The sequence below is a fragment of the Arthrobacter sp. genome (assembly GCF_030540645.1).
GTDB lineage: Bacteria > Actinomycetota > Actinomycetes > Actinomycetales > Micrococcaceae > Specibacter.
Genome location: NZ_JAUNVV010000056.1, coordinates 1 through 24,087 on the forward strand (window position 1 = coordinate 1; position 24,087 = coordinate 24,087).

At 61.5% G+C, this 24,087-nt stretch carries 21 protein-coding genes; 9 read left to right on the forward strand and 12 right to left on the reverse strand.

Annotation, left to right across the window (positions count from 1 at the left end; all coding sequences use genetic code 11):
• Window positions 1-730, forward strand: a 730-nt coding sequence (locus Q4P21_RS11050; RefSeq protein ID WP_303388822.1) for a nucleotidyl transferase AbiEii/AbiGii toxin family protein, incomplete at its 5' end; no start/stop codon positions are given.
• 236 nt (window positions 731-966) lie between these two features.
• Here the strand turns inward: Q4P21_RS11050 and Q4P21_RS11055 are convergent.
• Together Q4P21_RS11055 and Q4P21_RS11060 are read right to left on the reverse strand one after the other, a co-directional pair.
• Window positions 967-1,989 (reverse strand): tyrosine-type recombinase/integrase, encoded by a 1,023-nt coding sequence (locus tag Q4P21_RS11055; RefSeq protein ID WP_303388823.1) that lies wholly within the window; start codon window positions 1,987-1,989, stop codon window positions 967-969.
• A 36-nt stretch (window positions 1,990-2,025) separates the two neighbouring features.
• The gene (locus Q4P21_RS11060) at window positions 2,026-2,241 is read right to left on the reverse strand and encodes a helix-turn-helix domain-containing protein (RefSeq protein WP_303388824.1); all 216 of its coding nucleotides are present in this window, start codon (window positions 2,239-2,241) and stop codon (window positions 2,026-2,028) included.
• 410 nt (window positions 2,242-2,651) lie between these two features.
• Here Q4P21_RS11060 and Q4P21_RS11065 point away from each other — a divergent pair, with 410 nt between their 5' ends.
• From Q4P21_RS11065 to Q4P21_RS11075, 3 genes are all read left to right on the forward strand, one after another.
• On the forward strand, window positions 2,652-4,487 hold the full coding sequence (locus Q4P21_RS11065) for a biotin carboxylase (protein ID WP_303388825.1): 1,836 nt from the start codon (window positions 2,652-2,654) through the stop codon (window positions 4,485-4,487).
• A gap of 51 nt (window positions 4,488-4,538) precedes the next feature.
• Window positions 4,539-5,828, forward strand: a complete 1,290-nt coding sequence (locus Q4P21_RS11070) for a serine hydrolase domain-containing protein (protein ID WP_369598893.1) — start codon at window positions 4,539-4,541, stop codon at window positions 5,826-5,828.
• Window positions 5,829-6,017: 189 nt separating this feature from the next.
• Window positions 6,018-6,305: a hypothetical protein gene (locus Q4P21_RS11075; protein WP_303388826.1), complete on the forward strand. Its 288-nt coding sequence runs from the start codon at window positions 6,018-6,020 to the stop codon at window positions 6,303-6,305.
• Here the strand turns inward: Q4P21_RS11075 and Q4P21_RS11080 are convergent.
• A complete protein-coding gene (locus Q4P21_RS11080) occupies window positions 6,289-7,023 on the reverse strand; it encodes a hypothetical protein (protein ID WP_303388827.1) in 735 nt (244 codons plus the stop codon). The two genes, Q4P21_RS11075 and Q4P21_RS11080, sit on opposite strands and share 17 nt — an antisense overlap.
• 337 nt (window positions 7,024-7,360) lie before the next feature.
• Here Q4P21_RS11080 and Q4P21_RS11085 point away from each other — a divergent pair, with 337 nt between their 5' ends.
• Window positions 7,361-8,749 carry a sigma 54-interacting transcriptional regulator gene (locus tag Q4P21_RS11085; RefSeq protein WP_303388828.1) on the forward strand — a complete coding sequence of 463 codons (1,389 nt, stop codon included), beginning with the start codon at window positions 7,361-7,363 and terminating at the stop codon, window positions 8,747-8,749.
• 26 nt (window positions 8,750-8,775) lie between these two features.
• Window positions 8,776-10,782: a VWA domain-containing protein gene (locus Q4P21_RS11090; protein ID WP_303388829.1), complete on the forward strand. Its 2,007-nt coding sequence runs from the start codon at window positions 8,776-8,778 to the stop codon at window positions 10,780-10,782.
• Between the two features lie 137 nt (window positions 10,783-10,919).
• Here the strand turns inward: Q4P21_RS11090 and Q4P21_RS11095 are convergent, their stop codons facing one another.
• The 7 genes from Q4P21_RS11095 to Q4P21_RS11125 form a co-directional block, all read right to left on the reverse strand.
• A complete protein-coding gene (locus tag Q4P21_RS11095; protein ID WP_303388830.1) occupies window positions 10,920-11,897 on the reverse strand; it encodes a zinc-binding dehydrogenase in 978 nt (325 codons plus the stop codon).
• A gap of 125 nt (window positions 11,898-12,022) precedes the next feature.
• The gene (locus Q4P21_RS11100; protein WP_303388831.1) at window positions 12,023-12,445 is read right to left on the reverse strand and encodes an organic hydroperoxide resistance protein; all 423 of its coding nucleotides are present in this window, start codon (window positions 12,443-12,445) and stop codon (window positions 12,023-12,025) included.
• On the reverse strand, window positions 12,442-12,936 hold the full coding sequence (locus Q4P21_RS11105; protein WP_303388832.1) for a MarR family winged helix-turn-helix transcriptional regulator: 495 nt from the start codon (window positions 12,934-12,936) through the stop codon (window positions 12,442-12,444). Before Q4P21_RS11105 ends, Q4P21_RS11100 begins: the two co-directional genes overlap by 4 nt.
• Before the next feature lie 112 nt (window positions 12,937-13,048).
• The gene (locus Q4P21_RS11110; RefSeq protein WP_303388833.1) at window positions 13,049-14,494 is read right to left on the reverse strand and encodes a sulfatase-like hydrolase/transferase; all 1,446 of its coding nucleotides are present in this window, start codon (window positions 14,492-14,494) and stop codon (window positions 13,049-13,051) included.
• Window positions 14,491-15,408, reverse strand: a complete 918-nt coding sequence (locus tag Q4P21_RS11115; protein ID WP_303388834.1) for a carbohydrate ABC transporter permease — start codon at window positions 15,406-15,408, stop codon at window positions 14,491-14,493. Before Q4P21_RS11115 ends, Q4P21_RS11110 begins: the two co-directional genes overlap by 4 nt.
• Window positions 15,405-16,307 carry a carbohydrate ABC transporter permease gene (locus Q4P21_RS11120; RefSeq protein WP_303388835.1) on the reverse strand — a complete coding sequence of 301 codons (903 nt, stop codon included), beginning with the start codon at window positions 16,305-16,307 and terminating at the stop codon, window positions 15,405-15,407. Before Q4P21_RS11120 ends, Q4P21_RS11115 begins: the two co-directional genes overlap by 4 nt.
• On the reverse strand, window positions 16,294-17,622 hold the full coding sequence (locus tag Q4P21_RS11125; protein WP_303388836.1) for an extracellular solute-binding protein: 1,329 nt from the start codon (window positions 17,620-17,622) through the stop codon (window positions 16,294-16,296). The genes Q4P21_RS11120 and Q4P21_RS11125 overlap by 14 nt, the downstream gene beginning before the upstream one ends.
• Window positions 17,623-17,806: 184 nt before the next feature.
• On the opposite strand from Q4P21_RS11125, the gene Q4P21_RS11130 reads away from it, so the two are divergent.
• The 3 genes from Q4P21_RS11130 to Q4P21_RS11140 all read left to right on the forward strand — a co-directional run bounded on the left by Q4P21_RS11130 (window position 17,807) and on the right by Q4P21_RS11140 (window position 21,439).
• A complete protein-coding gene (locus Q4P21_RS11130) occupies window positions 17,807-19,006 on the forward strand; it encodes an ROK family transcriptional regulator (protein ID WP_303388837.1) in 1,200 nt (399 codons plus the stop codon).
• Window positions 19,007-19,178: 172 nt separating this feature from the next.
• Window positions 19,179-19,721, forward strand: a complete 543-nt coding sequence (locus Q4P21_RS11135; RefSeq protein WP_207343606.1) for a PadR family transcriptional regulator — start codon at window positions 19,179-19,181, stop codon at window positions 19,719-19,721.
• 5 nt (window positions 19,722-19,726) lie between these two features.
• Window positions 19,727-21,439 carry an AarF/ABC1/UbiB kinase family protein gene (locus Q4P21_RS11140; protein ID WP_303388838.1) on the forward strand — a complete coding sequence of 571 codons (1,713 nt, stop codon included), beginning with the start codon at window positions 19,727-19,729 and terminating at the stop codon, window positions 21,437-21,439.
• Window positions 21,440-21,478: 39 nt separating this feature from the next.
• Here the strand turns inward: Q4P21_RS11140 and Q4P21_RS11145 are convergent, their stop codons facing one another.
• The gene (locus Q4P21_RS11145; RefSeq protein WP_303388839.1) at window positions 21,479-23,092 is read right to left on the reverse strand and encodes a GMC family oxidoreductase; all 1,614 of its coding nucleotides are present in this window, start codon (window positions 23,090-23,092) and stop codon (window positions 21,479-21,481) included.
• Window positions 23,089-23,706: a hypothetical protein gene (locus Q4P21_RS11150; RefSeq protein WP_303388840.1), complete on the reverse strand. Its 618-nt coding sequence runs from the start codon at window positions 23,704-23,706 to the stop codon at window positions 23,089-23,091. The genes Q4P21_RS11145 and Q4P21_RS11150 overlap by 4 nt, the downstream gene beginning before the upstream one ends.
• Window positions 23,707-24,087 lie beyond the last annotated feature (381 nt).

Here is a 24,087-nt window from a genome sequence, read left to right on the forward strand (position 1 = left end):
GAGAAGATCTACCAACAACTCATCAGGCTTGGCCGGGAAAGGCGGCGCCCTGGAGTTCACCTTGGACGAGGCCCACATGAGAGATGCGCTCCAAACGATCTGTGATGTGGAGGCCGACGATGGACTTGTCTTCAACCTTGACGACGTACGGATCGAGGAGATTCGTGACGAGGAGGAGTACAGGGGCCTGCGCGTGCATCTGCCCGCTGCACTTCACCGTGCTCGTCTGATGATCAAGCTGGATGTAAGTACAGGGGATCCTATCTGGCCGGCTCCAAAGCCAGTCACTTTGCCAGGGATTCTCGGAGAGGACGTTCATCTCATGGGCAATCCTCTGGAGACCGTCATCGCTGAAAAAGTCGTCACGATTTTGCAGCGAGGGTCCACCAGTACCAGATGGCGGGACTACATGGATATTCGTTCAATCGCCCGAGCCTATGCCTTCTCATCAGAGGAACTTCGGATCGCAGCAAGAGCTGTTGGGGACTTCCGTGGAGTCGAACTGGAGTCCATAAGCCCCTACCTTGCGGACTACGACGATGCAGCCCAAAGCAAATGGGTTGCGTGGCGCAGAAAGGGTCAGCTGGAGGAGCTTTGTCTGCCTACCCTTGGCGGGCAGCTTGCTGAGATTGTGGCCTTCATTGATCCTGTGCTGGTTGGAACCTTTGCTGATGACACCACATGGGATCCGTATTCCTACTCTTGGGGATCGGACAGCGGGGCAGAATAGAGCGGCGGTCACTGGCTGCACGGAACTGGCTCTCTAGAGACTTAGGCCAGTGCTCGACGGCGGCAAGGCAGCTGGGCCCAAAGGCTTCGGTTGTGGGCGAGCGGTTGCGAACTTTTCAAGCGCCCTGGTCAGGTCCGGCGCCACGGCCGCTTTTTCGATGTAATGCTTCTCGGTGATGGCGCTGCCGGAGTGACCGAGCTGGGCGGCAGCAGCCTTGGAACTCTATTCCCTGTCGATTATGGTGGCCACGGTCTTGCGGAAGACGTGCGGGGTGACCCATTCGTAGCCTGAACCTCCCGGGCGTCTCTCCACTGGCGGCGGAAGTTGTTGGGGCTGCGCACCGTTCCGGCAGCAGAGGGGAACAGGAAGTCCTGGGGCCAGGGTTGGCGTTCGGCGCGCATGCGTTTGAGGGTCTCCACGACGAAGCGGGGGAGTGCCACGGTGCGGTATCCGGCTGCTGTCTTGGTGTGGTCCTGCCGGAACAGCGGCTGCCCCTTGTAGCGGGTTACGGTTCCACTGATAGTCAATGATGGATGCTCTGCATCCAGATCCACATCTTCCCATCGCAAGGCCATCACCTCGCCGATCCTGGCTCCTGTGGACAGGAAAACGTCGACCGCTTCGAGCAGGTCGGTGGCCCGGGGACGGCCTTCGTGATCGGGGCTGTCCTGCCAGGCTTTGACCCAGCTGCGAAGGCTTTGCACGTCGGCGATGCTGAGGGCCCGGACATTGCGCTTGGGCTGGCGGATGCCGGCAACTTCACGAATGGGGTTGCTGGCAATGGCGTCTTGACGAACCGCCAGGCCGAGCATGCCGGCGAGGACAACTTTGGAGTGCCTTGCCGTCGCGGGGTGGTCCAGGGCCACCTTCTTCAGGAACTGATCCAACCGGCCAGTGCTCAGTTCACGCAGCCGCAGTCCGGACAGAGCAGGGCTGATGGTGCGCCGGTAAGTGTCGCGGTAGCCTTCGATGGTTTGCCGGCTGGCGCGGCCGCTTGCCTCCATTTCTGCGAACCACAATTCACTGAGCGCATTGAGGCGCATGTCCCGCGAGACTCCCTCCGGGTTGCTGACGGTGCGCTCCTTGAGACCCAGGATCAGGGCGCGCTCGGCACTGGCACCCGTGGGGCCGAAGGCCTGAACCGTTCTGGTGATGCCGTCGCTGTCCCTGTATCGGGCAGACGCTCGCCAGCTGCCGGCAGCCAGCTTGGTCCGGCTGACTTTGCCCCATGTTTCCAGGGGGAGTGGGTGCCTAGCCATGGCACTCACGGAGGATCCGCCGTCGTGCATGTTGCATCAGTGTTCCTCCCTTGCGCTGAGCCAAGCATCGAGGTCTGCTCGGTTGATCCGCAAGTGCCAGCCGATCCTGTGGACGGTGGGGGCGACGTGCTTGAAGCGCCACTGGTAGAACGTGGTCGGTGGGATGCGCAGTTCTTCGCACACTTCCTGGGGCGTGAGCCATTCCTGATGGATGGCGCTGAGCGGAATCTGGCTTTCAGGCTGGTTGGACATTGTTTTCTCCTTTTAGTTCTGACTAGCGGAAACGCTGGTTCGGAGGGGTTTTTGTTTGCCTGAAAATGGTTCACGACGCGCTCTGGACTGAATCGGCAGAACCTTGTCGGTGGAAAACGCCTGAGAACTATAGTTCGGTCCTACCGGGCAGCATTCATGTCTCTCGCCCGCCCTTTACAGTTTTAGTAGCTTCGAAAGGCTGGCGACCCGTTGGGAATCAGCGTTTCATTCCGACTTCCCGATCGGTGATGCACGTCACGATTGGTCCAACTCTCGCATGGTCCGCAGAAACACAGTAGGTTGGTTCGACTTGAAGAATGGACATGGTGGATCCGCTGGATCTCTCGCAGCACGGCTTGGGTCCTCGCTGCCGGCTTCCGCCTGGTCCCGAGCTGAAGGAGAGCATGACGATGAGCGAGCGTGACATGGACATCGGCAACGAAGTTGTGCAGCCGGAGCAAACCGCCAAAACCGTGGTAGCCAACCCCGCCAAGGCTAGAAAATCGGCAGCCGAGAGTATCCCAAAAGCCAAGGCAACTCCAGCAAGGAAAGCGGCACCTGCAAAGGCCGCTCCAAAAACAACCAAGGCCACCGCAGCCAAGGCGGCCCCTACGCGGAAGCCGCCAAAGGTTGGTGCTCCGAAAGTCACGGTGGTCAAACAGGAAGCCGCTGCTCTCGTCATGCCTAGGGCTGTCCCCACCGGTCCGGAAGCACCGGAGGTCACCATTGGCACGGATGCGGCCTTCGCCACCGAGGCGCCACCCGCGGCAGTACCGAACATGATCCGAAACATCTCCGAGCTCCGCCATTTTTTCCGGACCAACAGTGTGCCGATCTACTTCATTGGCGCCACGCCCTTCAACTTGCTGGGCCTGGACCGCTGGGTACGCAACTTTTCCTACATCAGCTACTACGATGCCTGGGACGGCGCACACCCTCGCGTCTTCACCCCAGTCCACAAGCCCTATGTGGAATTCGAGTCCGGTGAGGACATCAACAACTGGCTGCTGCTCAACGCCGAGGTCAGGTCCCGGATGAGCCTGAACGTGCGTCCAGGAGTGCGCCCCAAGGTCGCCATGGTCTTTTTCAACGAGGAAACCGAGCGCATCTGCCGCGAGTTGGGCTACGACCTGATCCTGCCGGCGGCCGAGCTGCGTCACCGGCTCGATTCAAAGATGGTCACCACGAAGCTCGGAAATGACTTCGGAGTGCCCAGTGTCCCGAACGTGCTCCGCAAGGGAAGCACGTATGCGGCGTTGCGCGCCGATGCCGACATGGCCGGCCTGGGCAACGAGTTGGTCGTCCAAACCCCTTATGGAGATTCAGGAAAGACCACCTTCTTCATCGCCAATGAAGAAGAATGGGACAACCACTCCGAGGACATCATCGGCGAAGACATCAAGATCATGCGCAGGATCAAAAACCTGCCGGTGGCCGTGGAGGCCGTACTGACCCGCTCCGGAACTCTGGTTGGGCCGTTCCTCACTGAGCTGGCTGGGTACAGCGACCTCACGCCCTACCCCGGGGGATGGTGCGGCAATGAGATGCACCCGGAAGTGCTTTCGGCAACCCAACGCACCCGGGCCATGGATCTGGTCAAACGGATGGGGGATGGGCTGGCCTCGGAAGGCTACCGCGGGTTCTTCGAAGTTGATGTGCTGGTAGATCTGGATACGGATGCGGTCTACCTGGGTGAACTAAACCCACGGATTTCCGGTGCCTCCGGAATTACCAATGTGACGGCTGGCGCCTATGCCGATGTCCCGCTCTTTCTGTTCCATCTGCTCGAATACATGGACGTGGAATTTGATCTGGACATCGACGAGATCACACAACGCTGGGAAGTCCTCTCGGGGGCCGATGTGTGGAGCCAGATGGTCATCAAGGAAAACTCGGACATCGTCGAACAGCTCACCCTTACTCCCGCCACCGGTCAGTACTACCTTGATTCCACCGGGGCAATGGTCTTCAACCGTGCGGCCCTTGACTGGCACATGTTGCAAAACGAATCCGAGGCGTTCTTCCTACGTATCCAAGGACCGGGCGACTACAGGTGGCATGGCTCCGACCTGGGAATCCTCGTCACGAAGGGTCGGTTGCAGGTCGAGGAGGGCGGGGTGTCCAAGCTCAACATCAGGGCCAAGCACTTCATCGATTGCCTGCGGGCCGGATTCGCAGGGGTGCCGTTGGATGAGGACGGGCAGGCGGACTTCACTCCGCGGCCGGGCGTAAAATCCAAGGGATAAGATCTGCATGAGACCAAACCGCATTTTCTGCGGCCATCGAAAGGAATGCTCGTGGACATCGCAGATGTAGGTTGGCACCCGCCAGCAGTGGACTTACCGGCAGTAGTCGCGCCTTCAGCGGCCCTCCCCGTGGTGAGCCCACCAGCGTTGGACCTACCTGCAGCAGCGGTGCCGCCAGCAGGCCCACCGGTTGTAGACACGAAGAACTGGCAGTTGGCGGAGAACCTGCGTTGGTCTTTCCAGCACATCGCCGATTTCCTTCCCACTGCACCGATTTGGCGCGGGGTCGGTCCTTCGGCGGTACTGCCTGTTGCGCCGTTGGACATGGATTCCGTCTTGGTGCCCTCCGGCTCCCTCGATGAACCACCGGCGAGCGTGGGGTCCATTATGGCTTCGACCGACACCGATGGTTGGATGCTGCTGCACCAAGGCAAAGTTCTCACCGAGCAGTACTTCGAGGGCATGTCAGCTTCATCTCCACACCTGTTGATGTCGGTGAGCAAGTCATTGGTGGGTGCAGTCGCCGGGGCCATGGTCGACGCCGGGGTGCTGGATACCGCTGCCCCGTTGACCGCATACGTGCCCGCATTGGCAGGCACCGGTTACGGTGGGGCCACGGTGCGCGACTTGTTGGACATGCGCTCTGGCATCGCATTTTCCGAGGATTACCTTGACCCGAAGGCGGAGGTGCGGATGCTTGAGGAAGCCATCGGGTGGGCACCAGCGGCAACCTCGGGTCCATCCGGTATGTATCCGTTCTTGATGACGCTGAAGCAAAAGAGTGTCCACGGCGGGGTCTTCGAATACCGTTCCTGCGAGACGGACATGCTGGGTTGGATCTGCGAGGTGGCTGGCGGGGCGACCATGCCTACGCTGATGTCCCACCTGTTGTGGTCAAAGATCGGTGCCGAGGCCGACGCTGTGATCGGCGTTGACCAGTACGGCACCGGAATGTTCGACGGCGGCATCAACGCCAGGTTGCGCGACATGGCCCGCTTTGGCTCACTCTTCCTGGGTGACGGGACCTCGCTGACCGGTGAACGGATCCTCTCCTCCCGGTGGATCGAGCAGACCCTCGCCGGGGCACCGGATTCGCGTGCGGCCTTTGCCGGTAGCCCCGGGGACAACCGAATGCCCGGCGGGATGTACCGGAACCAGATGTGGTTCCCCTACGAAGGCAACGACGTGTTGCTGGCTTTGGGCATCCACGGGCAGATGATCTACATCAACCGTCCAGCGCAGGTGGTGGGGGTGAAACTCTCCAGCTGGCCCTACCCGCAGGATGCAGCCAAACTGTTCGGCACACTGCGTGCCTTCGATGCGATGTCCAACTGCCTGTGAGCCAATCTGGGTTGTGGTGACCGACGGCGGGTCGATTGCGGCTCATGTTTCTGGTGTTGCTGAAATCGAGCTATTTGGGTGTTTCATCCGCTGAGCCATACGCTTAATGATTGCCGCTAGGCCACGGTCGCCAATTGAGTTGACCAAGTGTGGCGCCGACCAAGTACTAAGTCTTCGAAAAACGGGATCATGTTCAACAGCATCAACAGCCTTCTCAGTGTGAGTGCCATTTTGTTTGCCGTCTACCTTGCAGGGGTGGCACTGACCCTGGGCCGGAAGGACCGGGTTGTGTGCAATGCTCCGTTCAGGAAGAAGGGGAGGTGCAAGGACCCCATTCTCGTAGGTGGTGCCAACGACGGGAAGTGCGAGGCTGGTCATGGCAACTCGTGGATCGGAGTCAACTACGGGTTCGCGGTAGTCATGGTCGTGATCGGTGCGTACCTATTCATTGCGCAACCGCTCACGGTGGGATCCTGACTGCCGCAGCCCAAGCGGCGAGGAGCATCGCCACCCCTGCTAAGGCCGTCCACACCGCAACAACCGTTTCCGTCCACGGAGTCGTGTCGTGTGAAATGTAGCCGGTGATCGTGGGTGCGATCAGGTAGCCGGCTATCAAACTCCCCACCATGCTTGAGCCGAGCAGGAACGCGCACGCAATCATGGCCGCCCATGACCTGCGCCACCAAATCACGCCGAGGGCAATCAAGCCAGCGAATCCGACCAACTCCAACGCCCACAGGTGTTGCAGTGGGGAAGGAGTGCCGATGATCCCCGAAACGAGTGCATGCGCCCCGTTGACCCCGAACCAGGCGGCGACGAGCAAGGCAAGCACGATCTCCAGGACGGCGGCAACACCGCTGCGACGTCCTGTCTTACCTGGAAGCATCAAGACAGCCAATGCCATGGCCAGAACCCCGAGCGCCTGCACCATAGTGCCCGCTCCATAAAGCTGTGCTGCTGCCCCGAGCGGTTCCCACGCATCGGTGGGGAAGTCATAGTCAAAGAGATGGTCCTCCACCGAGAGTTCCCGTGGTCCACGCGAGCTTTTGGAAACAATCCACCGCTGGGTCGCAGCAATATGTTGCAGCACGGCTGAGCTGAGAAACAGACCAGCCGCCACGAGCGACCAAATGACAGAAGGCCATTTGAAGGGGCCGGTCCGTCTACGTAATCCAGAAGCCTCGATGGTCGACATGAGCCCACACTAGCAACGACCCGGGCATGTCAATCGAATTCAGCCCATTGTTAGTGGGGTAGCAGACCTGAACTAAACGAGCGGGCACGGGAACCCTCGGGGATCTCCGCCTGTACGGACTCGGCAAGTGGTGCGATGTCCTCCAACATAGACACCGATAGTGGGGCCTTTCTCCCGCCCCCACTATCCGTGCCTGCCTCGCCGTGTTGCTCTCCCCTGCTGGGTAGCAGACCGCCATCGCTATTCACGAAAAGCCCTGCGGCGTCTCGCCGTTGCGCACCGCATCACGCAGCGTTGAACGCTGGATTTGCCAGGTATTCGGGATTACCTTTGAGGGGTGAGTGATCGCCCTGAAATCCTAACCCTTGGTGACTTGCGTGCCTCCGGCCATGTCTACAAGGACCTGCGTCGGGAGATCCGCGAAAATCTGCTCGCTGCACTGGCGGCGGGCCGAGACCCATGGTCTGGGATGTACGGATTCGGCCGGACAGTCCTGCCGCAACTGGAGCGTGCCTTGATTGCCGGGCACGACCTTGTCCTGTTGGGCGAGCGGGGACAGGGCAAGACGCGTCTGCTGCGCAGTCTTGTGGGGTTGCTGGACGAGTGGTCGCCGATTATCGAGGGATCGGAACTGAACGAGCACCCCTTCGAGCCCATCACCGAGCAGGCAAAGGCCCGCGTGCTGGCTGAGGGGGACCGGCTGCCCGTGACGTGGCGGCACCGCTCGGAACGTTATGTGGAGAAGCTCGCCACCCCCGATACCTCCGTTGCGGATCTGATTGGCGACGTCGACCCGATGCGGGTTGCCGAGGGCCGTCGGCTCGGGGACCCGGAAACCATCCATTATGGGCTGGTCCCACGTTCCAACCGTGGCATTGTGGCCATTAACGAACTGCCCGATCTGGCCGAACGGATACAAGTTGCCATGCTCAATGTCATGGAGGAACGGGACATCCAGATCCGCGGCTACGTACTCCGGATTCCGCTGGACGTGCTCGTGGTGGCATCGGCCAACCCGGAGGACTATACCAACCGCGGCCGGATCATCACACCGTTGAAGGACCGTTTTGGTGCCGAAATCCGCACCCACTACCCGCTGGAGCTGGACGACGAGGTCGCCATCATCTTGCAGGAGGGGCGCCTGAGCGCCAACGTCCCACCCGTCATTGTGGAGATCCTTGCACGTTACACCAGATCGCTTCGGCTGTCTCCGGCCATCAATCAAGGCTCAGGTGTTTCTGCCCGCTTCGCCATTGCCGGTGCCGAAACGGTGGCAGCCGCTGCCCTGCGCCGCTCCACCATGCGCGGGGAACCTGATGCCGTCTCGCGAATTGTCGATTTGGCTGCGGCGGTGGACGTGCTCACTGGAAAACTTGAATTTGAATCGGGGGAGGAAGGGCATGAAGGCGCCGTCCTGGAGCACCTCCTGCGCATGGCCACAGCCGAAGCGGTACGGTTTCATTACCGCGGGCTGGACTTTGGCCCGCTCGTGGCGGCGCTCGACGGCAACACCACGGTGACCACCGGCGACAGCGTCACCGCCGCGGAGTTTCTGGACACCCTCCCGAGCTTGAACGGCAGCCGTCTGTACGAGCTGATCGCCGAGCGGCTGAATGCAAAAAACGATGGCGAACGCGCCTCCGCCATCGAGTTGGCACTTGAGGGCCTCTTCCTTGCCCGCCGGATCTCCAAGGATTCCGATGGGGAAGAAACCATCTACGGCTAAGCACTGAATCAAGAACAGGGCACATCATGACCGCTCACAACGCCTCGTCCAAGTACGGCCAGTACACCGGAGGCCCGGATCCGCTTGCCCCGCCGGTCGATCTGGCCGAGGCACTGGAGGCTGTCGCCGAAGACGTCATGAGCGGCTACTCCCCGCGAAGGGCACTGCAGGAATTCCTGCACCGCGGCACACGGACCAATGCAGGCCTCGATGAGCTCGCCGGCCGTGTACAGCAGCGTCGGCGTGAACTGCTGGGCCGCCACCGGCTTGACGGCACGCTGCAGGAAGTGAAAAAGCTGCTTGAGTCCGCGGTCCTGGACGAGCGCAAGCAATTGGCCCGCGACGCCATGATGGATGACACCGACCGCGATTTCCGTCAAATGCAGCTGCAAAACCTACCCACATCGACCTCGGCGGCAGTCAACGAGCTTGCCTCCTACGACTGGCAGTCCAGCATGGCCCGTGAATCCTACGAACGCATCAAGGACCTGCTCGGCCGCGAGGTTTTAGACCAACGGTTCGCAGGGATGAAGGAAGCGTTGGAGAGTGCCACGGAGGAGGACCGTGCTGCCGTGAGCCGGATGCTCGGGGATCTCAATGCGCTGCTCGAGCAGCACCGGCTCGGCGAGGATTCTGACGCGGACTTCCAGACATTCATGGAACGGCACGGCCGCTTCTTTCCGGAGGACCCGCAATCCGTGGAGGAACTCATCGACATCCTCGCGCGGCGGGCGGCCGCAGCGCAGCGGTTGCTGCAATCGATGTCGCCGGAGCAGCGCGAGGAGCTGATGCAACTGTCCTCCCAAGCGTTCGGCTCAGCGGAACTCGTGGCGCAGCTTGAGCAGATGCATGCGAGCCTGCGCGTCCTGCGCCCCGGAGAGAACTGGTCTGGCTCCGAGAACTTCGAGGGTCAGGAGGGCCTCGGCCTGGGGGATGGGACCGGGGTGATTCAGGATCTCGCAGAGCTCGATACCTTGGCGGAACAGCTCGCCCAGTCGCATAACGGGGCACATCTGGACGATGTGGATCTGGAGGCGCTGGCCCGCCAGCTTGGTGAGAATGCCGCAGTCTCCGCACGCACACTGGCTGAAATAGAGCGGGCCATGCACGACGGCGGCTACCTGCGCCGGGGTGCCGACGGAGAGCTGCGCCTTTCCCCACAGGCCGTGCGGCGGTTGGGAAAGTCGCTGCTGCGTGACGCCGCCAAGCAACTCTCGGGCCGTCAGGGCAGCCGGGACACGCGGATGTCCGGTGCCGCCGGCGAGCAGACAGGTTCCAGCCGCGAATGGCAGTTCGGGGATGCTGAACCGTGGGATGTCACCCGAACCATCACCAACGCCATCCGCCGTACCATCGCCGAAGGCGGCAACCCGAGCCGCGGGCTGCAGCTGGCAGTTGGCGACATCGAAGTATCGGAAACGGAAGCACGCACCCAGGCTGCCGTAGCCCTGCTCGTCGATGTTTCCTTTTCCATGGCAGCCGAGGGGCGCTGGCTCCCGATGAAACGTACCGCACTGGCACTCCACCAGCTCGTTTCCACCCGGTTTCGCGGCGACAGCCTGGCATTGATCACGTTTGGCCGCTACGCGCAGTCGATGGACATTGGTGAGCTCACGGCGCTGCCGGCGCAACACGAACAGGGTACCAATCTCCACCACGGACTGCTGCTGGCCGGCCGCTTCTTCCGCAGCCACCCAACCATGGCACATGTGCTGCTCATCGTCACGGACGGTGAACCCACCGCTCACTTGGTGGCCGGGGGCGAGTCGCTGTTCTCCTGGCCCCCGGCCGAGGAGACCATTCAGGTAACCGTATCCGAGCTGGACCGCCTCGGCCGGACCGGCACGCAGGTGACGTTTTTCCGCCTTGGCGACGACCCGGGTCTTGAACGGTTTGTTCAGGGAATGGCCCGGCGCATCGGCGGCCGCGTTGTGGCACCTGCCCTTGAAGACCTGGGTGGCGCCGTGGTGGGGGAGTACTTCCGTGCCCGTTTCAAGGCAAACCACGACGGCGGCACCGGCCCGGTCTTCTGACTCACCTGGGAATAGTGGGCCGACCACGCCTAGCGCCATCCAGCCCGCGGAGCGCTGAACACAAGCCACCGTTGGACCGAGCGGTGCGCTTGCTGTGTTCGTTGACTCTGGAGGTCCCCTTGCCATTGCCGCCAGGATTATGGTCGCAGCATGATCTTGCCCTTGCGGCCTGGAGCAAAGTTTGCCAGTGCAGCGGAGCCAACATCTTCGAACGAATAGCTGGCCTCCACTGGAAGCGTCAAAACGCCGCTGGCAATGTAGTCGACCAACTCGCCCAGCAGCGCGCCGCGCTTTTGGGCAGGCATGGAAGTGCTGACCGTGCTTCCCCAGAATCCGCGGACTGTGGCCTGCTTGAAAATGATGTCCCCCGAGCTGATTTCCATCACAGGGGACTGCATCGCACCGAACACCACCAACGTTCCATTCTCGGCCAGCAGCGAAAGCACTTCACCGCTGGCGTGGCCACCCACTGAATCAACGCCGACGGTGATGGGCGCATCCCCGGCGATTGCACGCACCTGGTCCGCCCAGCCGGAGGTATCGGTGGCGACGATGTTGTTGATGCCCTGACCGGCCAGCTCGTCGATGCCAGCAGTGCGCCGGACAAGACCTATGACGTTGATCCCGCGGGCCACAGCGAGTTGTGCGACGAGTCGTCCCACGGTGCCGTTGGCGGCATTCTGCACGAACCAGTCACCCTTTTTCAGGTTTAGCGAGTCCAGTAGGCTAATGGCGCTGAAAGGCATCGAAATCAGTTGCGCGGCCACATCATCCGGGATCCCATCACCGACTGGAATCAGGGCGCCAGCCTTGGCGATGAAGTATTCCGCCCACACGCCAAAGGTGCCGCCGGTGGCGACGCGTTGGCCCACTTCGAATCCTTTGACCCCCTCACCCAAGGCATCGATGACGCCGAAGGCTTCGGAGCCGGCACGGGCCGGCAGGTCGGGCTTGAATCCGTAGCTGCCGCGGATGGTCCACAGGTCATGATTGTGAATAGGGGACAGGACCAGCCGGACCCGGACTTCGCCCGGGCCGGGATCGGCAACCGGAATGTTTTCAATGGTGAGAACCTTGGAAGGATCTCCAAACTCGTGGTGAATCAGGGCGCGCATGATGCTCTCAATCGTGGGTCGGTGTGCTGCTTCAGCTTGGAAGCAGCGAAGTATTAAAATGGGTTTCCACGGCAGCGGATGGTTGTAAGGGCTGCATCTGGTGGGGATTTCCCTCCGTGCGGGGGTCAGTCTTCGACGACGGAGATGGTGACGTCGATGTTGCCCCTGGTTGCGTTGGAGTATGGGCACACTTGGTGGGCAGCATCCGCAAGTGCTTGGGCTTGCGCACGGGCGATGCCGGGGATGACCACCTCAAGGGCGACGGCAAGGGAAAAGCCACCCTGCCCGTTGGAGAGGACATGGACGCGGCTGCCCACCGACGTGTTTGACAGAGTGACGTTCTGGTTGCGCGCCACCATCTGCAAAGCGGAGTGGAAGCACGCGGCGTAGCCGGCAGCAAACAGTTCTTCCGGGTTGGCGCCGTCCCCTGATCCACCCATTTCCTTGGGAATGGCCAGATCGAGGTTGACGGTTCCGGAGATGGTGCTGACGGAGCCATTCCGGCCTGCCCCGGTTGAGAGGGCTTCCGCGGTGTAGAGGGGGGTCATTGGCTGTGCCTTTCATCAAGAGGGTCTCCTGGTGCGGGTGCGCTGGAGAGGGTTCGAGTCACGCCATGCAGAATCGCGAGAGCGGCCTTCCCGTCAGCCGGGGTGAGCCGCGTGGCCTCGGCAACGCATCCTGGAATATGGGCAAGCTCATCCCGCAAGGCCGTGCCGGCGTCGGTCAGGGAGACGATCACGGCACGCTCATCAGTGGCGGAGCGTCCCCGCGTGATGAAGCCGCGTGTCTCCAACCTCCTGATCAGCGGTGAGGTGGTGCCCGAGTCCAGCATCAGATGCCCGGCCACCTCCTTGACTGACAAGGAGGGATGTGACCACAACAGCACCAGCACCAAATACTGGGGGTAGGTCAAGCCCCATGGCGCCAAAAGCGCGATGTAGCGGCGGTTTGTTGCGCGTGCGGCGGCATAAAGCGCAAAGCAGACCATTCGGTCAAGAGGGTCGGAACCCACCTGTGCGGAATCTTGGCTGTGACTCATGGATAGAGTCTTGCACGCATATAGGTTGTGCACAAGTTACTTGTGCACAAGCAAACCCTATTCAGGCGTGGGATGCGGTAGGCAGTCCGCCGCATCCCATACGCACACTTTCCTAGGCGCCAGGTGCGGACGGAACACCTTCCCTCACGTAGCGCTCTGAATCGTCAGCGTCCACCCACACAGGCGAGGTTTGCCCCAATCCTGTGACAGGACGGGCAAATGCATCAAAGCGGGGCTCCGAGTGAACCGTGAACCAGTCAACCAATTGGCCATGCAGCTCGTGCTGCACATTATTCAAGGCCGGATTGTTGTACTCATTGCAGAGCTCTCCGGGATCCGCCAGCAGGTCGTACAGCTCGCACGGCGCATCTCCGTGGCGCAGGACAAACTTGTGCGTCACGGTGCGGATCATGCGCGTGCCGCCGTATTCATCGAAGATGACGATCGAATCCTTTCGCGCGGCATCCGGGTCTGTCTCATTTCCAAGAAAGCGCGGCGCGATGGATTCCCCGGCGATGAGTGGATCGACGGGAGCGGGTGCGCCAGCCAACTCCAAAACCGTGGCGTGCATGGAGGCCGCCGTTGTCAGGGCATCGTCCAGTCTGGGCGTGATGGTGCCAGGCCGGTTGATGATGAACGGGACCAGGATGGAGTTGTCCCATACATTCAGGGGGGTGGTGCCGTTGCCCTTGCCCCAAATCCCGTGGTGGCCGCAACTAAATCCGTTGTCGGAGGTGAAGATGACATAGGTGTCTTCCCGGACTCCTGTTTCCTCAAGAACGTGCAGAAGCTGCCCGACCCCCCTGTCAACGGCCGTCAGGGAGGCGCAGAACCCGGCCAGGCTTTCCCGGGGATTTCGCATGGCTCCGGCCAGGTCCCCGTGCCCCCAGTTGAACCACTCGTGGGCTTGGAGGCGAGGCACGCTGGGGAACTCGCAGCCCTCATACAAGTCCACGTATTCCCGCGGGTGGTTTCCGTCCGTCCACGGTGAATGGGGCGCCGTGTAGTGCACCTGCAAATAGAAGGGATCATCCCCGCCTGCCAGCTGCCGCAGCATGTCTGCGGCATGGTCGGTGATGGCGTGGGTGATGTAGCCGTCCTCCGTGTGCAGCGCACCATTTTCAATGACCGGAGCGCCGAAGTATTCGCCGCCGCCGTCCCTGTGGCTGTACCAGTGGGTGAATCCCGGGGCAGCCGCGCGGGCGTCACCCAGGTGCCACTTTCCGGCATGGGCACAGGTGTAACCCACCCGGCTCAGCAATTCGGGCGTGGTTTCAAAATCCTGCAGATACTGGACCCCTTCAGTGCTGACGCCGCTGTTTTCGCTGCGCAGCCAGTCATGGACGCCGTGGGCTGAAGGCATGCGCCCTGTCGCGAGCGAAGCCCTCGCTGGCGAACACACGGGCGAGGTGCAGAAGAACCGTGTAAGTTCAAGGCCGGTGGCGCCCAGCTCGTCGAGAGTCGGGGTGATGAGCTCCGGCATGGTCCGCCCGCGTGCCCACGCACCTTGGTCATCCGTCATGACAACCACAAAATTTGGTGCCTTTAGCCGGCTCATTTGTCAGCCCCCGCCAGGATTCCGCTTTGGAAGTACCGCTGGCCAAAAAGGAACAGTGCAACGACCGGGATACTGATGATCAGCACGGCCGCCATGAGCAGGTTCCATTGGGTGGAGTCCTGCTGGAAGAACACCGTCAGCCCCAGCTGGAGGGTCTGCATGTCATTGGAACGGGTCATGATCAACGGCCACAGGAAGTCGTTCCAAGCCCCCTGGAAGGCCAGCACCGCCACCACGGCGACGGCGGGGAAGGCCAGCGGGGTGTAGATCTGCAGGAAGATGCGGTATTCGCCGGCCCCGTCAATGCGGGCGGCCTGACCCAGCTCATCTGGCAGGTCAATGTAGAACTGGCGCATCAGGAACACACCCAAGGCACTCGCAAGGTGCGGCACCATCAGGCCGAAGTACGTGTTCAGAAGGCCGCCTCCCCCGGCACCGAAAATATCGTTGCCGCCCAAGAGGGGGAATTTCGTCATGATGATGAATAAGGGCACCATGATGACTTCCGGCGGTACCACCAGCAAGGCGATCAGTCCGCCGAGCACCAGGCCCCGGCCGCGGAACTTGATCCTGGCAAGAGCGTAGCCAGCCATGCAGGACAGGAAGACCTGGCAGGCTGCGGAAACAATTGTGACCAGGGCCGAGTTGGCGAAGTACAACGCAAAGTCGGTGCTTTGGAACGCCTTGATGAAGTTCTCCGGGTGGAGCCCGTCGGCAAACAAGTTACCTCCGGAAGCGGTGTTGCCGCCAAGTGAAACGCCGACCACATACAGCATCGGCACCAAATAGATGGCACAGACCACCAAAGCGATGGCATACAGCCGTCCGCGGCCCGGACGCCGCCGTCGAACTTTCCGGGGCGTTGTCGATGCCGGCCCGGGCTTTATTGCGGTCTCGTCAAGAACAGTGCTCATCGGGTTGCCAACTCCTGTCGGGAAAACAGCTTCTGGCCGAGCTTCAGAAACAACGAGGCAACCACCACGGCCAGGAAGAGCAGGACGGCGATGCCGCTTGCTGCGCCGATATTCAGCTCGGTAAACGCGGAGTCGTACATGCGGTAAACGAGCGTGCGGGTCGCGTTGATGGGCCCGCCCTGGGTCATGACGTAGGACTGGGTGAACATTTGCATGGCACCGAGAAACCAGGTGACGAAGACGAACAGCAGGGGTGATTTAAGCTGTGGAATGGTTACAAGGAAGAAGCGCTGGAAGGCGTTGGCGCCATCCATTTGGGCGGCCTCGTTGATGGATGTGGGGATGGCCTGGATGCCGGCCAGCAAAATGATCATGAAGTAGCCCAAGTTGCGCCACAGGCTCATGACCATGATGGAGGGCATGGCCCAATTTTGGTCAGTGAGGAAGTAGATCGTGTCGATGCCCATGCCGTTCAGGACGGCGTTGATGGGGCCTATGGCGGGGTCGAACAAGAAGGTCCAGATCAAGGAAATCACTACATAGGAGGCGGCTTGTGGAATGTAGACGATGGTCCTCATGGCGGCACCGCCCTTGAGTGCCTGGCTGAACAGCATGGCCACCATGAGCGCCACAACTATGCCCACAACCACCTGCCCAAAGGCAAAGTAGAACGTGTTGCCAGCTGCTTCCCAGAACGCGTCGTCGGCGAAGAGCTTGCGGTAGTTCTCCAGTCCCACCCACTGCGGCGTGCTGATCATGTCGAACTTGGTCAGGCTGAAGTAGCCGGCCACAATCAAGGGAACGATGCTGATGAGCAGGATGGCCGCGACGGCTGGAGAAACCAGGACAACCCCGGCCCGCCGCAATTTTCGTTCTGCCAGTGAATTAGGCGACGCCATTGATTTCGTTCACCTTCTTGTCCATCTCAGCCAAGGCCTCATCCGTGGTCGCCTGGCCAAGGATTGCCTTCTGCAGCACAATCTTGATGGCCGGTCCGATGGCCAGCATGTTGGGACTCGGCGGCTGGGTGACAACAAATTCACTGGCCTTGCTGAAGCCTTCCGGCAAGCTCTTGAAGAACTCGGAGTTGACGGCGTCGCTGCGGGTGGGAAGTGCGCCCACGCGTTCGTTGAGGGTCTCCATGGTGGGTGCGCTGGTGAGGATCTTCACCAGTTCCCACGCTTCGTCCTGATGCTTGGTGCCTGCGGCGACGCCAAACTTGTTGACCCAGGCCGAGGAGACCGGCTTGCTGGCCGCCGTGGCTTTCAAGGGAGGGCCAGCAACGATCTTCGGTGTGGGCTTTTCTGCGAAATCCTGCGTGTTGCGGTACACGAGCAGGCCGGAGTATTCGGCCGAGGAGCGCCCGGCGGCCACGGCCCCGGCGCCGGTTCCGGTGAACACGTCGTTGAAGTCCGAGAGCCCGTCCTTGTAGAAGGAGGTGAGGTAGTCCAGTGCATTCTTGCCAGCTTCGCTGGAGAACGTGGCCTTGCCGCTGGCATCCCAGTAGGTGCCACCGGCCTGGAACATTAGCTGCGCGAACGACTGCTGGATGCCGATCGACTTGTCATTGAACCAGGAAATGGGGTTCTTGGCGGGGCCACCGGTCTTGGCGGAGAGCTTCTGCGCCATGGTCTTGTATTCTTCCCACGTGGTGGGCAGCGTGTCCTCCGTGTAGCCAACCTTCTCCAGGTGGTCCATGCGGTAGCAGGCTGTGCGGGTGTCAGACGCGTAGGGCACGGCGTAGAGCTGATCCTCATAGCGGGCGTCTGTAAGCATTTTCGGGTTGAAGTTCTTGCCTTCATCCCAGGCAGCGAACTTCGCATCGAGGGGGAGCAGGGCCTTTTTGGATGCAAGGGGTGCCGTCCAAATCCCGCCCAGGGTCACGACGTCGGCCAACGAACCGCTGGCGGCAGCCGTCACCATCTTCTGGAATCCGGAGGCCCAGTCTGAGGTCCGCAGTTCCAAGTCGAAGCCGGTCTTGGACTTGAATTGTTCAGTGACGCTGGTCTTGAGGAATTCAACGGTCTTGTCATCAGCGCCGAGCAGCTGCAGTGACAGCGTCTTCCCGCCGCCGCTCCCGCCCGTGGCGGAGCTTGCGCCCGTGCCGCAGGCCGACAGGGCCGACAAGGCTCCAAAGCCTGCCATGAGTGTTCCGGCGCGCAAGACTGTGCGGCGTGAGGGAAGGGCTGAATTGGTGTGCTCTGCAGTGGGCATGTCTATTCGCTTTCAGGACAATTCGGGCTGGACGTGTGAGGTGGGGTGAAGGTAGCTTCATAGTGTTGGTAACATGGTGTTACTAAGATTGGTGTGTCTTAGGCCACTCTGTCAAGGGGAGACGGTAATCTTGAGAACTGAACCAGTCCGATTGCCTTCCCGAGCGGTGACAATGACGATTCCCATGACCCAGGGCGAAGTGAAACGCCACAATCAAGTGCGTGCGCTTCGAGCCATCCGGGACCACGGCGGGATTTCCCGCGCGCAGCTTGCCGATTCCCTGGCGCTGACCAAGGTGGGTGTTTCCCGGCCTGTCGCTGACTTGTTGGCTGCCGGGATAGTTGTTGAGGAGGAGATTGAGCACTCCGGGCCCGGTCGGCGTCCAATAGGCCTTCAGCTGACCGGTGGCATGCTTGCTTCGCTGGGCTTCGACATTCGTATTGACAGGGCCATCGAAGTGCTGCAGGACGTGGATGGCACAATTGTCGCCAAGTGCGTGATTGACCTGCCCGAAGGGGTCACAGCCGCCGAACTGCTTGGCATTCTCGCTGAACGCATCCTGTCTGCTGCAGAGACGCTGAATTACAGAATCGTTGGCGTTGGCGTTGCCCTGCCTGCCGAGGTGGACGGGGCAATGCGTGAAATCAGGTTCTCACTTCCCATGGGGTGGGGGCGCGTGGCCTTCTGCGAAGACCTGGAAGAACTTACAGGGAACAGATACCGCGTCCGTCTTGCCGACATTTCCGGGGCCGCGGCGCTGGCCAACAGCAGGCTCAACCTGCCAAACCTGGCGCATCTTCAGATTGGCTACGGCGCCGGCCTGTCCTACATCCTGGCCGGATCGCTGGGCAGTCTGGGAGTGGTGGGGGAGTTTGGTCATATTCCAATGATGGTGGACGGTCCGGAGTGTATTTGCGGCCGCCGGGGCTGCCTTGACGCCGTCGCGGGATTCCAGGTCATGGTGGATGGCGCTCGCAGGCTGGGCATCGATTTCACCGCCGGCCCGGATGCGATGAACGGTCTGAGTGCACGGCTCGCCCATGAGGCGGGAAGCGGCAACGAAGGAGTCCGCGGCCTCATCGAACAGGCTGCGGGTTGGATGGCGCGGGTGGTGGCCGTTGTCGCTATGATCCGTCCCGCCGCCTCCATGACCGTCGGAGGGTACCCGCTGGCTCTGGGCGAAGCGTTTTGGGATCCGTTCATGGCAGCCTTGGTGAAGTTGAGGCCGGGAGCTGCCCGCCTCATGGTGAAATCACCGCTGGGTGACGCCGCCTCCACCGTGGGGGTCGGCCTGCTGGGGGCGGAAATCCTCTTTGAGGACCCGCTCGGCTGGACGGCCCGAGACGCTGCGCCAACCCGTGCTGGCGTCATAGGGTCCCCTTAGCAGGACTGCCTGCGACTGCCGCGCCGGCAGCATGTGAAGGCCCTACGGCGGCAGCCCACCAGGTGCACAAGTCCGGCATGCTCGGTGTCTCACACTCTTGTTTTTTGTATACAGCCAGGCATATCGTTAACTATCGTTGTATATCGTTCAGAATTCGATCAAGGAGAACATCATGCGCAGTTCAAATCCCGTAGGCGGGTTCGGCGCCAACAGCTTCGACGGCATGTGGCAGGCCATGGAGGAATTCCGTTCACGATTTGAGAAGCGCTCGGGTACACGGGCAGGCCGAGGCGAGGTGCGGGCAGCGGTGCTGGCCCTTCTTGCGGAGCAGCCGATGCACGGCTACCAGATCATCCGTGAAATAGAGGAGCGAAGCAGCGGCAGCTGGAAGCCCAGTGCCGGCTCCATATACCCGGCGCTGCAGCTGTTGGCTGACGAAGGGATCATTAGCGCCGAGGAATCCAATGGCCGAAAGATATACTCGTTGACCGAAGCCGGCCGTGAGGAAGTGGCCGGTGATGATGCGTCGGCACCATGGGATTCCAAGGAGACGCCATCGGGTTCCGGGTTCGCTGCGCTGCCCAAGGCCGGCGTCGAGCTTGCACAGGCCGCGGCGCAGGTGGGTCGCACCGGCTCCTCGAAACAAGTTCAGGAAGCTGTGAAGGTGCTCGAGGAGGCTCGTCGCCGACTGTACTCGATCCTCGCGCAGGATTGACACGGTTGTCGTCAACTTCTCAGAGAAGCTCAGTTTCGGCACCGGGCTCGGGCAACACCCGTGCCCGCTACCGGCGCATCCTGCGCTTCGCCGCCTGGCATCTGGCGGTGGCTTGGTGGTTTGAGCTGATACTGCCGCGTCTTGGGCTGGCCAAAATTGCCGAGCGCACCCGGGCGAAGCGGATGCGCCGCTTCGCCCGGCGCTTCCATGCGCTTGCTTTGGACCTTGGCGGTTTGATGATTAAAGTTGGTCAGTTCATGTCGTCCCGGCTAGATGTGTTGCCGCCGGAGATCACTGCTGAACTTGAAGGCTTGCAGGACGAGGTCCCTCCTGTTCCCTTCCCTGCCATCCGAGCCCTCGCCGAGGCGGAGCTGCATGCACCGCTGGACAAAGTGTTTGCCTCGGTTGAGGAGACACCAATTGCCGCAGCATCCCTGGGGCAGGCTCACCGTGCACTGCTCCTTCCACTCGATGCTGCAGAAACGGGGCTCGACAGCGTCGTCTTGAAGGTGCAGCGACCGGGGATCGACGCAATTGTTGCCGTTGATTTGGCTGCGTTGCGAAAAGTGGGTGGCTGGCTCAGCCACGTGCGCTTCGTGTCTTCACGCGCTAACGTGCCTGCACTGGTCGAAGAGTTTGGGCAGACCAGTCTGGAGGAGATTGACTACCTGCAAGAGGCAGCCAACGCTGACCGTTTTGCCAACGATTTCGCCGACGACGACAAGGTGGCAGTGCCCCACGTCGTGTGGGAGCGGACCACCCGACGGGTGCTCACTCTCGAAGATGTGACGGCGATCAAGATCACCGATTCGGAAGCACTTCTTGCCGCTGGCATCGATCCAGCTGAGGTCGCGCCGGTTTTCGCATCCGTTATGTTCGACCAGATGTTCACCAACGGCTTTTTTCACGCCGATCCGCATCCGGGCAATATCTTCATCACCCCGATTGTCGATCCAGCAGCCGAGCGTTCATGGAAGCTGACGTTCATTGACTTCGGCATGATGGGCGAGGTGCCTCCGAAGACTCGCACCGGACTGCGAAGGCTACTGATCGCGGCAGCCGCGCGTGACGGAAAGGGCCTGGTGGCAGCGATTAGCGACGTAGGCGTTCTGGCAGCGTCTGCCGACACGGCTGAGCTTGAGCGGGCGATGACGGCCCTCTTCGGCCGGTTTGGCGGTATGGGGTTCGCCGAGCTTCGCGAAGTGGACCCGCGGGAGTTCAAGGACTTTGCGGTGGAGTTTGGTGAGGTGGTTCGCTCCTTGCCGTTCCAATTGCCGGAGAACTTCCTGCTCATCATCCGGGCCATGTCGCTGACATCGGGTGTCTGCAGCTCGCTGGACTCCCGTTTCAACCTCTGGGATTCGGTGGAGCCGTATGCGGCAAAATTGCTGCGCGAGGAGCGCGGCAACATTGTGCAGGATGTGGGCAGGCAGGCGCTCGACGCGGCTGGGGTGGCCTTGCGTTTACCCATGCGCTTGGATGAGCTTCTCACTCGGATCGAGGCCGGTTCACTGCCGGTTGCCAACCCGAAGTTGGAGCGGCAGGTGGAGCGGCTGAACCGGACAGCGCGGCGATTGGTGTCGACGGTGATGTTCGGTGTACTGCTCATTGCCGGTGCCGCGGTGAGGGCCGATGACACGGTGTTCGGCAGCGTGCTGATGGTTGTCTCGGTGGTTCCTTTGCTTCATGGGCTGTGGGTGGGGCGCCGCCACCACTGAGGGAATGGCATCCTGAGACGCGGCTCCCATCCCAACGTATTAGATTGCGCCAGTGGACATCTGCTCAACGATGTATTCGGCCTGTCTGATGGCCAAGGCCACGATGGTCAAAGTGGGGTTGGCCGCGGCACCTGTGGTGAATTGGGAGCCGTCGGAAATGAACAGGTTCTTCACGTCATGCGCCTGGCCGAAGTTGTTGCAGACCCCATCTTCGGGCCGTTGGCTCATCCGGGCAGTGCCGAGGTTGTGCGTTGACGGATAAGGCGGGGTGCGCACCGTGCCCACGGCGCCCGCAGCCTGGTAGATCAGCTCTGACTGCCGGTAGGCATGGGCCCGCATGGCCTCATCGTTTGGATGGTCATCAAAGTGCACATTCGGCACCGGCAGGCCCAGCTTGTCCGTCACGGTGGTGTTGAGCGTGATCCGGTTGCTTGAGACCGGCATGTCCTCCCCGACAATCCACAAGCCCGCAGTGTTGTCATAGGCGTCCATGATTTCGGTGAACCCCGGTCCCCAAGCCCCGGGGTTTACGAAGCTGGCCAGAAACGCCGGACCGAGCGCAATGGTCTGCAGATAGTAGCCACCGACGAACCCTCGGTCGGCGTCGAACCGGGACTCGTCCGCCACCAACCCTGCCATGGTCTCGCCGCGGTACATGTGCACCGGCTTTTCAAAACGGGCGTACACCGACCCGGTCGTGTGGCGCAGGTAGTTCCGGCCCAGCTGCCCGGAGGAGTTGGCCAGCCCGTCCGGGAACAGCGGCGAGGCGGAGAGCAGCAGTAGCCGTGGGGTCTCAATTGAATTGCCGGCCACGGCGACGGCGCGGGCCTGCTGCCGGTGCAGCACGCCCTCGGCGTCAGCATAGACGACGCCGTCCACCACGCCGTCGGCGGTGTGTGTGAGCTGGACCGCTTGGCTGTCTGGACGAAGGTCCAACTTGCCCGTCTTGACCGCCTTGGGGATCTCGGCGACCAGCGTGGACCACTTGGAGCCGTTCTTGTCGCCTTGGAAGTTGAAGCCGTCCTGGATGGAAGCTGGCCGTCCATCATAGGGCTCGGCATTGGTCCCGTACGGACCGGTGGCGAAGTGCCGGTAGCCGAGGCGTGCCGCGCCGTTGGCCAATACCGTGTAGTTGTTGTTCGCCGGCAGCGGTGGCCGCCCGTGGCGATGGGTACTGCCGAGCTTGCGTTCCGCCAAGTCGTAATACGGTGCCAGTTCTTCGAGCGTGATGGGCCAGTCCAGCAGGTTGGCGCCGTCAACACGCCCGTAGACGGTTCGCGTCTTGAACTCGTGTGCCTTGAACCGTGGTGTGGCACCCGCCCAGTGCGTGGTGGTTCCGCCCACTGCCTTGACGATCCAGGCCGGCAGGTTCGGGAAGTCCTTGGCTACCCGCCAGGAGCCCGAGGTGGTGCGCGGATCGAGCCACGCCATCTGGTTGAACGCCGGCCATTCGTCGTTGAGGTAATCTGCGTTGCGCAGCAGCGGGCCCGCTTCGAGCAACACCACCTTTACCCCCTTCTGCGTCAGCTCCGCCGCGAGGGTTCCACCGCCTGCACCTGAACCGACGACGACGACCACGGAGTCATCGTCGAGATCGAAATGCGCCGACTCATAGCTGCCGGCGTCGAAGGGTTGCTGGGTGCGCCTGCTCATTGGTCTTCTCCTGGCTGCTGGGTCTTGCCTTCTGCTCCGATACCCGACTGGGGGTGTGGGCCGGCTGCGGCAGCTGCGCTGCTGCCGCCGGAACCCTCTGTGGGAGGTGAGTCTCCAGTGGAATGTGCGGCCGCCGTCGTCCGAACCTTGTACGGCAGTGGGCCAACCTCGGTCATGGCTTCGTCTGTTTCCTCGATCCGGGCCTTAGGCAGCCAATCGAGATCGTCGAAGCCGCGGTGCAGGTAGCCGCCTTGGGAGAAGGACTCGCCCTCGTAGCCCAGCGTCTGGAGCACGTCAGGGTCTCCGTAGAGGTTCAATACGGTGGTGCGTCGGATGAACCCGAAGAATTCCAGGTCCTCCACACGGCGAAGCAGGGCCAAGGCCTTCTCGTCGGAAAGGTCAATGAAGCGCTCACCTTCCGCCAGTTGTGCTTCAAGTGTCAGCAGGCCCTGGGTGAGCACCACACGAAACCACGTGGACGACTCCGCCTCAGTGACAACCTTCTCGCACATGCGCTGGTAAGCACCGTCCGGGAAGTCGGGGTGTGGAAAGGCAACCCGGATGATTCGTTCCAGGATTGCTTTGGCCTCCCCGCTGAGAGTTGTCTCGTTCAAGCTGGGATATTTCGCTGGGAAACTCATGTCGCGCCTTTCCTGGTTTCCATGACCACCGCACGCACCAGCTAGACCATGTACAGCCAGCTGAAGACCTGATTCCAGTGTGCCCCGTCACACTGGCGGCGGCAAGGCTTTCCGTCAGGGTGGCAAGGGGCACGAGGCTGGCAAGGGTGGACTTTGCCGTGAGCCGACCTAAGCTGTCCGTAACAGGCACGCCACACCACTGCGGAGTATCGCAGGCAATCGCAGGCAAGGGAGCAGACGTTGAGTACGCAAAAGCCCGAAACCACCGCCATGGACCGAGTCCGGGAGAGTGAGCTGCTGGAGAGTGAAATGCTGACCGGGGAAGAACCCCATCCCGTCTATTTCCTTTCGGAC

Bases quoted from the DNA above. Each gene is read 5' to 3' on its own strand.
- Q4P21_RS11055 (WP_303388823.1), bottom strand. From the start codon at position 1,989: ATGGCTAGGCACCCACTCCCCCTGGAAACATGGGGCAAAGTCAGCCGG.
- Q4P21_RS11060 (WP_303388824.1), bottom strand. From the start codon at position 2,241: ATGTCCAACCAGCCTGAAAGCCAGATTCCGCTCAGCGCCATCCATCAG.
- Q4P21_RS11065 (WP_303388825.1), top strand. From the start codon at position 2,652: ATGAGCGAGCGTGACATGGACATCGGCAACGAAGTTGTGCAGCCGGAG.
- Q4P21_RS11075 (WP_303388826.1), top strand. From the start codon at position 6,018: ATGTTCAACAGCATCAACAGCCTTCTCAGTGTGAGTGCCATTTTGTTT.
- Q4P21_RS11080 (WP_303388827.1), bottom strand. From the start codon at position 7,023: ATGTCGACCATCGAGGCTTCTGGATTACGTAGACGGACCGGCCCCTTC.
- Q4P21_RS11090 (WP_303388829.1), top strand. From the start codon at position 8,776: ATGACCGCTCACAACGCCTCGTCCAAGTACGGCCAGTACACCGGAGGC.
- Q4P21_RS11095 (WP_303388830.1), bottom strand. From the start codon at position 11,897: ATGCGCGCCCTGATTCACCACGAGTTTGGAGATCCTTCCAAGGTTCTC.
- Q4P21_RS11100 (WP_303388831.1), bottom strand. From the start codon at position 12,445: ATGACCCCCCTCTACACCGCGGAAGCCCTCTCAACCGGGGCAGGCCGG.
- Q4P21_RS11105 (WP_303388832.1), bottom strand. From the start codon at position 12,936: ATGAGTCACAGCCAAGATTCCGCACAGGTGGGTTCCGACCCTCTTGAC.
- Q4P21_RS11110 (WP_303388833.1), bottom strand. From the start codon at position 14,494: ATGAGCCGGCTAAAGGCACCAAATTTTGTGGTTGTCATGACGGATGAC.
- Q4P21_RS11115 (WP_303388834.1), bottom strand. From the start codon at position 15,408: ATGAGCACTGTTCTTGACGAGACCGCAATAAAGCCCGGGCCGGCATCG.
- Q4P21_RS11120 (WP_303388835.1), bottom strand. From the start codon at position 16,307: ATGGCGTCGCCTAATTCACTGGCAGAACGAAAATTGCGGCGGGCCGGG.
- Q4P21_RS11125 (WP_303388836.1), bottom strand. From the start codon at position 17,622: ATGCCCACTGCAGAGCACACCAATTCAGCCCTTCCCTCACGCCGCACA.
- Q4P21_RS11130 (WP_303388837.1), top strand. From the start codon at position 17,807: ATGACCCAGGGCGAAGTGAAACGCCACAATCAAGTGCGTGCGCTTCGA.
- Q4P21_RS11135 (WP_207343606.1), top strand. From the start codon at position 19,179: ATGCGCAGTTCAAATCCCGTAGGCGGGTTCGGCGCCAACAGCTTCGAC.
- Q4P21_RS11145 (WP_303388839.1), bottom strand. From the start codon at position 23,092: ATGAGCAGGCGCACCCAGCAACCCTTCGACGCCGGCAGCTATGAGTCG.